This is a genomic window from bacterium (assembly GCA_030648955.1).
GTDB lineage: Bacteria > Patescibacteriota > Minisyncoccia > Phycocordibacterales > JAUSHB01 > JAUSHB01.
This window is the reverse complement of sequence record JAUSHB010000006.1, coordinates 79,972-92,068: the sequence shown is the minus strand read 5'-3', so window position 1 is coordinate 92,068 and position 12,097 is coordinate 79,972. Positions and strand designations below refer to the sequence as shown.

Sequence of the window (12,097 nt, the reverse complement as noted above, 5' to 3'; positions counted from 1 at the left end):
GCCAAAGGCGATACAATAATTTTACATTTTGATATTTGCACTTTGAATTAACATGATGTTCTAAACCGTAGACAGCACATGAATATAAAAATAACAACAGAAGATGTAAAAAAACTTAGAGATAAAACCGGCATTTCCGTTATGCAGTGTAAAAAGGCTCTTGAGGAAGCAGAAGGCGATGAACAAAAAGCGCTTGCTATTTTGCAAAGCAAGGGAAAAGAAATTGCTTCAAAAAAAGGAGAACGAACACTCGGAGCTGGAATTATCGCATCCTATATTCACAGTAATGGTGCTATCGGTGCTATGGTGGAACTTTCTTGCGAGAGTGATTTTGTTGCAAAAAATGAGGAATTTAAAACTCTTGCATATGATATTGCAATGCATGCTGTCGCCTTGAATCCAAAATTTGTATCTGATGCCCATATTAAAGACGAGGATCGTACGGTTATAACAGCCCTCTTTGCCGAAGAAGTCGCAAAGTCTGGCAAGCCAAAGAATATTCAGGAAAAAATGTTAGAAGGGAAACTCGGTACGTATTTCAAAGAACAAACACTCCTAGACCAATCGTTTGTAAAAAATCCCGATATTACCATAAAGGGTTTAATTGATAGTGCGATACAGAAGTTTGGTGAACGAATAGAAGTGGCACGATTTACAAGGTTTTCGGTTCTCGGTCGCTAATGAGTTAGTATTATGTACATTCTCATATTTATATTTTCATTCTCACTATTGGGAACGGTCTTCATAATCGGCTATAAGGTCTTGATGCTTCGAAAATATGGCATCGAGGCTATCCCTGGACGTATTACGCCCTTAAGTGAGCAGGCGCATTCTCTTGAGCGTCATCTCGGTACATTTCTTCGAACACGTCTAAGGCAATACCTAGAAAAAAGTATTTTTTGGTTTAAAACAGTTTGCGTCCCTGTAGTTATCCATGCTACGAAAGGTGTTATTATCATGGTCATTCATAGCATTAGATACGTTCGAAATCGGTTCTTTCATGGTGTAGATTCATTGAGAAATAAAAATACTCCCCACGATGACCTGCCAGAGCAAGGGCGCCCGCAGTCAGGCGCCTCATCTTTTTTTCTCAAGGATATTACCGAGCATAAGAAGAATTTGAAAAACGGAAACGGTCGCTAGTTATTTTACTCCGTACATTCTCTCTTGCAGGTCGATAAAAAATTCGATACCATGTGTCCTGTGCCGCCTTAGCTCAGTTGGTAGAGCAACACTTTTGTAAAGTGAAGGTCCTCGGTTCAAATCCGAGAGGCGGCTCCAGAATCAGACTTTCGGACAAAAGACCGACTTTTTGATGGGACGCGCTTTGCGCGTCCCACAACCAACACTCGCGTTGCACCACGGGGAATCAAATGTCCCGATTGTAAACCTTTATGGCGGAGTTTATTTTATAGGTAAAGAAAATTTTAGGGTATTCTAAGATATTTTCCCTACGTTGTTTATTTATGCCGGATCATATAACAGTTTAAGTTTATCGAGTCCTCGATGCACCTGCACGGCAATAGTGTTTTTTGATTGTCCCGTGATGAGGGATATTTCTTTGAGTGATAAATCTTGTATGAAGCGCATGCGCATTACCTTTTGATATTTTTCAGGGAGATGCTGAATCAAGAGAAGTGCCGCTCTTCCGTCGAGTACATCAAAAATACTATCGGAATGGCCAGTGCTCGGTTCAAACCCTTTTTCGAGAAGAATATCAAGCGAGGTTGTTTTGTGTTTCCGATATTGATCCACAATCAGCTGATTAAGGACGTGGTAAAGAAAGGCTTTCATCACGTCAATTTTCCCTCCTTTGACAAGATACATCCACGTTTTCATAAAAGTATCTTGTACTAAATCTTCACCAATTGCACGGTCGTGTATCTTAAAAAATGCATGAGCATTAAGTCCCTTCTCATAATCATGGTGCGCAACGGCTAAGACACTTTGTTGTCGAGTCTTTTGTTTTTGGGTGATCATACATTATGCAAATTATGACGCTATTCTATTGCGCGAGTATTACAACAGTACCATGAATAATAGATTGATAGCTATATTCCCTCGCTGCGAGGCCCTTGTACTTGCCCAGCTTCATCATACTCTACTACACTCCTATTACAATGAAGTTTTAATGAAGAGGAATTACCCTGACGCAAGACTATATAAAGCCGCACCTCGATAACGAGTTGCAATAATCCGCATCCTTAAGCGGCATTGATACTATGAAAACAAATAAAAAAGGTGTTGCACAAACTCTTGAGCCTGTCAGGGCTGATTTTGTCGAGCGGTTGTGGGAAGAAAGCTGGACTTATATTAAGACAGTTGTAGATGTCGTGCGCGAGCCGGTGTTAATTCTCGATAAAGATCTGCGTGTAATGGCAGCCAACGAATCTTTCTACCGGATGTTCCAAGTAGAACTAAAAGATACCGAAGGTAAGGTTGTGTATGAACTCGGAAATGGTCAGTGGAATATCTCCTCTCTGCGAAAACTTCTTGAGGACATTCTCCCTAAAAATACCTTTTTTAAGGGTTTTGAAGTTGCGCATGAATTTCCTTTTATTGGACGCAAGGTAATAATCTTAAATGCCCGCCAGATTCATCCGAGAGAAGATACCACTTCAGGAATATTTCCGCCCATCATCCTGCTTGCGATGGAAGATGTCACAGACATGATGGTGGTAGCCGAAACGCTTGCCAGTCATGCAAATCATATAGAAGCTAAACACACAGCTCGAACAGATAAACTAGAGGTCCATATTGGAAAGTTAGAAAAACAAATTAATGAGCTTAAAAATAGGTCATAAAACGTTTCAAAGATAGTTGTAATACACCCGTCTTTGAAACGGCATCTATAATAAGGGTCTACATTTTTACTAAAGAAATTAATTTTTAAACACTAAAATTCATGAACAATACTACGGCGATTATTGGGGGAATAGCGGCAGTCATTATCATTGGGGGATTGATCATTTATAGCACAGGAAACACAACGCCACCTTCAATCAATGTTCCATCGACTCTTGCTGGTTCGACAAATACTAGCCCTACCACTACGTCGGGTGAAACACAAACTCCGGAGGCACCCATCGTGTTGACCAGTGCCAAGGCCTATCCCACTGATACAACCGTTGTTCTTTCTGGCAGTGTGACTCCGAATGGTGCGTTTACAAGTTACTGGTACGAATTTGGTGCGACGGAAAGTCTTGGGAATAAAACATCAAATCAAACAATCGGTTCAGGTTATACCACAATCCCAGCTCCTGCCTACATCACAGGATTTTCCAAGGATACGTCCTATTTCTTCCGTCTGGTAGCCCTAAATCAATTTGGCACAGTCACGGGGAGTAAGTATTCCTTTCAAACAACACATGGTGTACCATCACCCGTTGGCAGTATTCCTAATGTAAAAACATTGACGGCAGATGGTATATCAAGAAACACTGCAAATTTAAATGGGGAAGTGACACCGAACAAAGTGGGGACAATGCATTGGTTTGAATATGGTCAAACCGCAAACTTAGGCAATACGACCGCCCTTGTATCTGTTGGGGATGGAAGCACGAAGGTTCCTGCATCAGTATCATTTTCTGATCTCAATCCTGCAACGACTTACTATTTCCGACTGAACGCTCAAAATCAATTTGGCACCGTGAACGGAACAATTCTTAACTTTAAAACCTTAGGCCCGGTCACAGTTTCCAACGCCCCTTCGGCAACAACCAGAGCGGCAGGCACGATTGGCACAACGACGGCTACCCTTCATGGGACAATAGCACCGAATAGCGCAGAAACAACCTATTGGTTTGAGTATAGTACAAATTCACTTTTTAAGTCATCTCTGCTTACAACGACTGACAAAAAAGTAGTTGGTGCTGCAATGAGCCCGGTTACTGTTGAGGTTTTGGTCGACATTTCTTCTCTGAAGGGAAATACAAATTATTACTTCCGCGTGGTAGCAGAAAACCCCCGAGGGTTAGTTCGCGGAGAGCGCCAAACATTCAGAACAAAGTAGTGTTGAAATCATAATTAACGTAATTAAATAAATTAATAAAAAATATATGACCACCGTAATTAATACTCCCGGAACCGGGAACGAATCAGATTCATCGGCAAGCATCGTAATCCTCGTTATCGTCCTACTGGTGGCTGGGGTGTTGTTCTTTATCTATGCGGTGCCGGCAATGCGTAATAGCGGAGCCGCTCCGCAAAACAGTACTATAGATGTGAATGTTAAGTTACCTGTGGATACAACACCCCCACCATCACCTACTCCAACACCCTAAACTTCTTAATATTAAGGTAGGTTAGAAATCTAAAATAATAAAATTCATGGACTCATTTAATTCTCCAAGTACGAAGCCACTCTATCGAGGCACGCAAATTGTTTGGTACATTTTGGGTCTTATTGAAGTGCTGCTTGTCTTTCGGTTTGTGTTGCGGTTATTGGCGGCAAATCCTGATGCCGGTTTCACTAGTTTCATTTATGGAGTAACCTATATTTTCGCCGCTCCATTTCTTAATGTCTTCGGTGTTACACAGGTGGCAGGCAGTGTTTTTGAGTGGACGACGCTTCTGGCGATGTTTGTGTACTGGGTGTTGGCTGTCGGCATTATTAAATTATTTCTTATGGGGAAGACAGTGTCGACGCCTGAAGCCGCGGTTGAATTAAACAAGCAAGAACGTAATTAAAAAATAATTAACAAGTAATTAAAAAATTTATGGGAATAATTCTTTGGATCATCTTTGGTGCGTTAGTCGGTTGGATTGCTTCGCTTATCATGAAAACAGATGGAGAACAGGGTGCAGTGCTTAATATTGTTGTTGGCATTGTTGGCGCTGTCATTGGCGGCTGGATTATGAGTGTTGTTGGTGAAAGTGGAATAAGCGGTTTTAACCTTTACAGTTTATTGGTCGCACTTCTCGGAGCCGTCGTCCTTATTGCTGTCGTAAAAGCGTTGCGACGCGCGTAGTTATAAAAGTCGATTATATTTGATAAAAAATATCATACACATGAGAAAAAATAATAAGAATTCAATGGTAACCGCATTAGCTATTTTCCTCGTGCTCGGTCTCACTGGGCCGATTACTACGCTCGCAGCCGGTCCAGCAGGAGTTGTTCTTGGATCAGCGGGTAATTTTGTGATTCTCACAAAGTCAGGAATTTCAACTACCGGGTCAACTTCAATTACCGGAGATATTGGAGTGAGTCCAATTGCCGCAAGTGCCATAACTGGATTTGGATTAATAATGGATGTTTCAAATACATTTTCGACGTCAGCTCAAGTAATCGGAAAAGTATATGCAGCCGACTATACGCCTCCTACCCCAACTACCATGACCACTGCGGTAAGCGATATGCAAACTGCGTACACTGACGCCGCGGGAAGAACAAATCCAACGTCGACGGAATTAGGTGCTGGGAATATTGGTGGGATGACACTCGCTCCGGGACTTTATAAATGGAGTACTGGCGTCACCATACCAACAGATGTCACGCTCTCTGGTGGTGCAAATGATGTCTGGATCTTCCAGATTGCACAAAATCTCACCGTGAGTTCCGCTACGAAAGTAATTCTCACCGGTGGCGCACAGGCTGCTAACATCTTCTGGCAGGTTGTCGGTCAAACAACACTGGGAACAACATCTGTCTTTAATGGAACTATATTAGATCAAACAGCGATTGTGCTCAACACTGGTGCACGACTCAACGGTCGCGCGTTCGCACAGACCGCAGTTACGCTCGATTCAAGCGCTGTTACCAAGCCAACTACCATAGCTCCGACACCAGCCCCAACTTCTACAAGTTGTGTTCTTACAAATGGTTCAGTCGGCAATATTCCAATGGGAACAAGTGCTATTTTTAGTGCCTCTGGTGGTAATGGTATATTCAGTTGGTCTGCTCCGGGAGCTTCTCCGTCTTCAGGTGTCGGAACAACGTTTACCTCTCTTTACAATAATTGGGGAGCATTCACGGTTACGGTTACCTCTGCTTCTTTAAGTGGAAGTTGCAATGTTAATGTTGTTACGATTCCACCGACACAACCAACACCTCCTTCGACAGGTGGAGGGCAGGCAACTCCGACTTCGCCAACATCATCAGATACTAATATTATTGCTTTACAGACCAAACTCAACGGATTATTAGCGACCGTACAGTCGCTCCAAGCACAACAGGTAGCACAACAAAGTTCTTTCGCCCCGAGTCTTCCTAATACAGGGCTTCCCCCTGAAGCTGAAGGGAACAATATTCCATGGAATACTGTTATCCCAACTATAATTTCCATTGCCCTATTCTCATTCTATCTAGTTCAAAAGAAATGGGGAATTTGAGTCTTATGGTATGAAGAGTTGATAAATTTGCTTGTTCTCACTACTCCTGGTGAGTTAAAAGAGTCAGACCAAGGCAAGTCTGGCTCTTTTAAATTCCCACGAATCCCGTTAGAGGACGCTATTGTGTATGATATAAATATCTATATCCATTGCAGTACAGCTTAAACACAAATAATAAATATGGCAGATAGCATCAATTGATTACAATTTGCTTTTAACAAGATGAATTTCCCAAAAATTTTATTAACCCGCCGAATACTGGTATTAGTCAGTCTCGCAGGCCTTTTACTTTCTCTGGAACTTATTTTTCACGCTATCCTAAAAAGTTCAATTCAGAGCGACTTGATACCGCTTACTGCAGGTACCACCGCTTTTAATGAACAAGGAAAAATGAATCTTGGGCTGCCGGTGCGTCTTAAGATTCCAAGGATTAATGTTGACGCTACTGTCGAGTATGTTGGCCTTACGCCCGATGGAGCAATGGATATACCAAAAACCGCGAGTAATGTAGCGTGGTTTAATCCCGGGTCGCGTCCTGGGGAGAATGGCAGTGCGGTTCTTGCCGGACACTATGGATGGAAAAACGGGAAAGCATCGGCATTTGATAATTTATATAAATTACGCAAGGGCGATAAGCTATATGTTGAAGACGATAAGGGTGTGACCACTTCCTTTGTGATGCGTGAAAGCCGAAGGTATGACCCCGAGGCGGACGCTTCAGGCGTATTTATCTCAAATGATGGGAAATCACACCTTAACCTCATTACCTGTGAAGGAGTGTGGGATAATGTTTCCAAAAGTTATTCCAAGCGTCTCGTGATATTTGCTGATAAAGAGTAGGGAAGTTGATGTTGGTTCGCGTAAAAGATTGGGGTGACTAGAAACACTTCACTATTGAAAGAGGCGTCATTTTTACAGTGTCTGATTTTTCTGTATAATAGGCACATGAAGAACATCTCTCCAATAGAAGTTTCCCAAGGCCTGCCTGCCGCGTCGCATGGCTCCGCGGCGCAGGCAGGACACCTGCACCCCTTGACCACCACGTTACGTGAAATAGTATCTATTTTTTCTTCTCTGGGATTTGAGGTTGCGGAAGGCCCTGAAATAGAGAGCGAATACTACAATTTTGATGTTCTCAATGTCCCCAAGGACCACTCTTCGCGAGACATGCAGGATACCTTTTGGCTCAAGGGCGTTAAGGAAACAGTGCTTCGCACACATACGTCGGCAGTGCAGGTTCATTATATGGAGCAGAATAAGCCCCCCTTCGCGATCGTGGTGCCCGGTCGTGTGTTTCGACATGAAGCAACAGATGCAACGCACGAGGTGCAATTCTACCAGATTGAAGGGCTTGTCGTCGGGAAAGACATTTCTCTCGCGCATCTTAAGGGAACGCTTGAACTTTTCTTTAAAAAACTTTTTGGAGAAAAAAGCACAATACGATTTCGTCCAAGTTTTTTCCCATTCGTCGAGCCAGGTGTTGAGATCGATGTATTGTGTTTTAAGTGTGCGGGGAAGGGCCTGCTTGCCGCGTCGCACAACTCCGCGGCGCAGGCAGGCTGTAACTTGTGCAAACAAACCGGTTTTATCGAGGTCATGGGCGCAGGGATGGTGCATCCGAATGTTTTAAAAAACGCCGGTATTGATCCTCGGCAGTGGCAAGGCTTTGCATTTGGTATGGGTGTTGATCGATTGGTAATGAACAAATACGGCATTGATGATGTCCGCCTTCTGTATTCGGGAGACTTGAGATTAGTTTGTCAGTTTTAAAGTTGATAAGTTTATTAGTTATATATGGCAACAGGACTTGAAAATTTGAATATTTATAAACTTGCAGCAGAGCTTGAAGTTGAGGTATTTCATCTAACAAAAAAATTTCCACATGATGAAATATATCGAAGCACCGATCAGTTACGAAGGTCTTCAGCGTCTGTTTCCAATAATATCGCCGAGTCGTACCATAAACGTTCTATAAAAGAAAAAGTGCGAATTCTTAACGATATTGTGAAAGGGGAAGCAGAAGAAACACGCAAAAATTTGGAAATTTGTCTCAAAAAAGGATTTCACAATGACAGGGAAATCCCCGAAAAATATTTATCGCTTTTGAAAATGGTGAGTGGTTATATACGATTCGTTAAGGAGCAAAAACCAACAAACATATCAACAAAAAAACCAATAAACTAAGATGTTAATCTCTTATAGCTGGCTCCAATCATATTTTAAAGAAAAACTTCCATCTCCTGAAAAAGTTGCGGAGCTTTTGATTTTTCACGCATTTGAAGTCGAGTCTATTGAGAAAAAGGGAAATGATGCGATTCTTGATGTTAAAGTTCTACCCGACAGAGCACACGATGCTCTCTCACATCGTGGCATCGCAAAAGAACTTTCAGTTCATTTGAATTCAAAAATCAAAAATCAAAAATCAAAATTACAAATTAAAAGTGAAAAATTAGAAGACGACATATCTATCAGTATTGAAGAACCTAATTTGTGTCGCAGATATGTTGGAAGAAAAATTCTGGGAGTAAAAGTCGGACATTCGCCCCAGTGGCTCATTGAAAGACTTGAATCAATCGGGCAAAAATCCATCAACAATGTTGTTGATGCGACAAATTTCGTTATGTTTGATCTTGGTCAGCCACTTCACGCCTTCGACGCTCTCAAGGTGGACAGTGGTATCATTGTGCGAAATGCGGAGAAAGGGGAAAAGATAACTACACTGGACGGGAAAGAAGTCGCACTTGATGGCGAAACGCTCATTATTGCTGATGGGAAATCTGCACTCGCAATTGCTGGCATCAAAGGAGGTAAAAAGGCGGAAATTAATTCTGATACGACAAACATCATTCTTGAAGCGGCGAATTTTTCTCCAGTAAATATCAGAAAAACTTCTCGTCGATTGGGAATCCAGACAGACTCATCAAAACGATTTGAAAACGAGCAATCACCAGAAGGTGTGGAAGAAGCCATGGAGAAAATCACAGCACTTGTTGTGGAAGTCGCAGGAGGAAAAGACACAAAGGTTGGCGATGTCGTTGATATATATCCGCGCAAGCCCGCACCATATGTTGTCGGTGTTTCAACGGAAGAAGTAAATCGCATTTTGGGAACTAATATATCGGAAAGAGAAATCACATCAATTCTCTCGTGTGCAGAGTTCTCACACAGGGGCGTTTCTTCTCCCATTAAAGAAGTTTTAGGACGGGCAACGACACTCATTGATGTTCCGTACAAATTTGGAGCAAGTATCGTGTACGATGCTCCGCGTGCCTTTGATTGCTCATCGTTCATTGCGTATCTTTTTGCACAAGCGGGGGTTCAAATCCCGCGTATGGCAGTGGATCAGTATGCCTATGGAGAAGCAGTGAGCGAGAAAGAATTAGAACCGGGCGATCTAGTGTTTTCAAATACCGGAGCAGGGAAAATATATTACGAAACAGTTGAGTTTATGAAAGGGATAAAGATTCCTGAAGGAGTCGACCACTGTGGCTTGTATATGGGAAATGGAAACGTTATCCATGCCACGCGCGCGACAGGAAAAGTGGTGATGGAGAGTATGTCCGAAAGTTCCCCGTTTAAAAACATTATGGGGTATCGCCGTATACACGAAGCTCTTTCCCCTCGCCTTGTGGTCACGGTTCCTTACTGTCGTCTTGATGTGCGCATCAAAGAAGACCTCGTTGAGGAAATCGGAAAAGCATACGGCTATGATAAAATTCTTCCTAAACAACTTCCTCAATTTGAAAAAATTCCTGCTATCAATAAGGAATTTTATTACACGAATAAAATAAAAAACATTCTGATTGAAGAAGGATTTTCTGAAATATACACTTCATCGTTTACAGACACAGGAGATGTTGCTGTTGAAAATCCGATTGCGGGAGATAAGGGTTTTCTTCGGAGCAACCTTTCGGATGGATTAACGAAAAGTCTTGAGATAAACATAAAAAACGCGCCACTTCTCCAAGTGGATGTTGTTAAAGTATTTGAAATTGGAAAGGTGTTTGAAAAGAAGGGGGAGTCCCTTCACCTTGCTTTTGGGATTAGGAATACTTTAGGATACAAAGGTGACAAAGCATTTGAAGCAATAAAAAAGGTATGCATGAAACTTTCTCATGAACTAGGACAAAAGCTTAAAGAACACAGCGAACACTCAGTGAATGAAGCAATAACACAGATTGATTTTGATGAACTGCTTACGGGGCTTCCTGAATCAAAATCGTACGAACACACACTTAAGGTATCAAAAAAGGAAGCGGTCTATAAAAAGATATCTTCCTATCCGTTCGTACTTCGGGATATTGCCATATTCGTGCCCGCGGGGGTCGTACTAGGCGATATTTCCTCGATAATAAAAGAACACGCAGGGGAGTTATTAGCAAGAGAACCAAAACTCTTTGACCGATTTGAGAAAAAGAACAAAGAAACGGGAGCAATTGAAAAAATCTCATACGCATTTCAACTCGTATTCCAATCGGGAGAAAAAACACTTACGGATGGTGAAGTAAATACTATCATGCAAAATATTACTGATGCGCTTAATAATAAAAGTACTTGGCGGGTACGATAAATCGACAAATAATATGGAAAATGTATATATAATAATTTTTATGTTCACAACAGGTGTAATAATTTGCACACCATTCCTTGTTTTTGGTTACTTTAAAAGAAAGCTACGTTCAAGTCGTCTGCAAGCGCTTGCACGTGAGTTTGGTTTGTCATACAAAAAAGGTATTTCTCCGCTACAATATGGTTTTAAATATCCTTTTTTAAACCCTGCTTTTTTTGAATGCAATATTATTGAGGGGGCTATTCTTACTAAAAAAATCAGGATTTATGATCATTATCGTGGCGATCGACCCAATTATGCTTTCTCTCGCGGTTTGATGAACTTCATCGACCTTGGGGGTCCATGGAATCGTGGCACTAGAATCTATATTGATGAATGTCCGTATCGCATAAAACCGAACCATTTTTTATTTGCATCCATAAAAGATATTTACAATGTTTTGAATAATTTAAAGAACAACAAACTCCCCGATACTTTTCTAAAAGCACTTTAAAAATATATTTAGATTAAAAATTTGAATGACAAACATTCTTGCCGTTCCATACTACTCTCAAAAGATCGATGTTTCAGATCCGCACTGGAAAGACCGCGCATGTGGCATCCTGTGTCTTAAAATGGTCCTTGATTTTCTCGGCGCAAAAACACCTTCTTCAGATGAATTTGTTAAGGGGGGAATGTCCGCCGGTGCATATGGGGAATGGGGATGGACGCACGCAGGACTTGTTTCTGTTGCATCATTATTTGGGGTTACTATGGAAAGAAAAGAATTTCGCTCGCACGATTCTCGTGAAGCAAAAAAACTTCTCAAGGAAGGTATTAATGAGCTTGTTTTGTCCATTGAAAAAGAAAAACCCGTGCTCATATCGGCAATCAAAAAATGGGTGGAGACTAAAAAATTTCATATGATGATTGTAGTGGGGTTTGAGATGGATGAAGGAGTTCTTAAAGGCTTCTATTATCATGATCCCGATGCCTATACTCCACGTGAAGGGAAGGACCAGTTTGTGTCCATTGAAACCTTTAAAAAGTACTGGCGAAGGATGGCTATTTTTGTTGATTTTAAAGGCTTTTTATAGACCCAGTGATTCCAAGCTATTGGGATATTACCACCCGAAAAACTTAACAAAACTAGATAATAGGTGTATGATAGGGGTCATAGTTCTTTGATAAGACTTGCGAGTGGTGATAGCGAAAAGT

15 protein-coding genes and 1 tRNA gene are annotated in these 12,097 nt (G+C 41.6%); 15 read left to right on the top strand and 1 reads right to left on the bottom strand.

The features are described from left to right. Positions 1–78: 78 nt before the first annotated feature. The 3 genes from tsf to Q7S11_01095 all read left to right on the top strand — a co-directional run bounded on the left by tsf (position 79) and on the right by Q7S11_01095 (position 1,281). The gene (gene tsf / locus Q7S11_01105) at positions 79–681 is read left to right on the top strand and encodes an elongation factor Ts (GenBank protein ID MDO8572349.1); all 603 of its coding nucleotides are present in this window, start codon (positions 79–81) and stop codon (positions 679–681) included. 12 nt (positions 682–693) lie between these two features. Beyond that, positions 694–1,143, top strand: coding sequence for a hypothetical protein (locus tag Q7S11_01100; GenBank protein MDO8572348.1), 450 nt, complete (start codon positions 694–696; stop codon positions 1,141–1,143). A 62-nt stretch (positions 1,144–1,205) separates the two neighbouring features. Next, positions 1,206–1,281, top strand: a tRNA-Thr gene (locus Q7S11_01095). Positions 1,282–1,464: 183 nt separating this feature from the next. On the opposite strand, the gene Q7S11_01090 is transcribed toward Q7S11_01095, so the two are convergent. Next, positions 1,465–1,980 (bottom strand): RNA polymerase sigma factor, encoded by a 516-nt coding sequence (locus Q7S11_01090; GenBank protein ID MDO8572347.1) that lies wholly within the window; start codon positions 1,978–1,980, stop codon positions 1,465–1,467. A 242-nt stretch (positions 1,981–2,222) separates the two neighbouring features. Here Q7S11_01090 and Q7S11_01085 point away from each other — a divergent pair, with 242 nt between their 5' ends. The 12 genes from Q7S11_01085 to Q7S11_01030 all read left to right on the top strand — a co-directional run bounded on the left by Q7S11_01085 (position 2,223) and on the right by Q7S11_01030 (position 11,976). Continuing rightward, the gene (locus Q7S11_01085; GenBank protein ID MDO8572346.1) at positions 2,223–2,804 is read left to right on the top strand and encodes a PAS domain-containing protein; all 582 of its coding nucleotides are present in this window, start codon (positions 2,223–2,225) and stop codon (positions 2,802–2,804) included. A 101-nt stretch (positions 2,805–2,905) separates the two neighbouring features. After that, a complete protein-coding gene (locus Q7S11_01080; GenBank protein MDO8572345.1) occupies positions 2,906–4,012 on the top strand; it encodes a hypothetical protein in 1,107 nt (368 codons plus the stop codon). Between the two features lie 46 nt (positions 4,013–4,058). Further along, positions 4,059–4,283, top strand: a complete 225-nt coding sequence (locus Q7S11_01075; GenBank protein ID MDO8572344.1) for a hypothetical protein — start codon at positions 4,059–4,061, stop codon at positions 4,281–4,283. A 46-nt stretch (positions 4,284–4,329) separates the two neighbouring features. Then, on the top strand, positions 4,330–4,689 hold the full coding sequence (locus tag Q7S11_01070) for a YggT family protein (GenBank protein ID MDO8572343.1): 360 nt from the start codon (positions 4,330–4,332) through the stop codon (positions 4,687–4,689). Between the two features lie 29 nt (positions 4,690–4,718). Then, on the top strand, positions 4,719–4,970 hold the full coding sequence (locus tag Q7S11_01065; protein MDO8572342.1) for a GlsB/YeaQ/YmgE family stress response membrane protein: 252 nt from the start codon (positions 4,719–4,721) through the stop codon (positions 4,968–4,970). Between the two features lie 40 nt (positions 4,971–5,010). After that, positions 5,011–6,330, top strand: a complete 1,320-nt coding sequence (locus Q7S11_01060; protein MDO8572341.1) for an ice-binding family protein — start codon at positions 5,011–5,013, stop codon at positions 6,328–6,330. Between the two features lie 222 nt (positions 6,331–6,552). Then, positions 6,553–7,170, top strand: coding sequence for a class F sortase (locus Q7S11_01055; GenBank protein ID MDO8572340.1), 618 nt, complete (start codon positions 6,553–6,555; stop codon positions 7,168–7,170). A gap of 105 nt (positions 7,171–7,275) precedes the next feature. Next, entirely contained in the window at positions 7,276–8,100 is an 825-nt protein-coding gene (gene pheS, locus Q7S11_01050) for a phenylalanine--tRNA ligase subunit alpha (protein ID MDO8572339.1), read from the top strand. Positions 8,101–8,124: 24 nt separating this feature from the next. Beyond that, entirely contained in the window at positions 8,125–8,514 is a 390-nt protein-coding gene (locus Q7S11_01045) for a four helix bundle protein (GenBank protein MDO8572338.1), read from the top strand. A gap of 1 nt (position 8,515) precedes the next feature. Then, entirely contained in the window at positions 8,516–10,900 is a 2,385-nt protein-coding gene (locus Q7S11_01040) for a phenylalanine--tRNA ligase beta subunit-related protein (GenBank protein ID MDO8572337.1), read from the top strand. A gap of 40 nt (positions 10,901–10,940) precedes the next feature. Further along, positions 10,941–11,393 (top strand): hypothetical protein, encoded by a 453-nt coding sequence (locus tag Q7S11_01035; GenBank protein ID MDO8572336.1) that lies wholly within the window; start codon positions 10,941–10,943, stop codon positions 11,391–11,393. A gap of 25 nt (positions 11,394–11,418) precedes the next feature. Further along, on the top strand, positions 11,419–11,976 hold the full coding sequence (locus tag Q7S11_01030; protein ID MDO8572335.1) for a C39 family peptidase: 558 nt from the start codon (positions 11,419–11,421) through the stop codon (positions 11,974–11,976). Positions 11,977–12,097 lie beyond the last annotated feature (121 nt).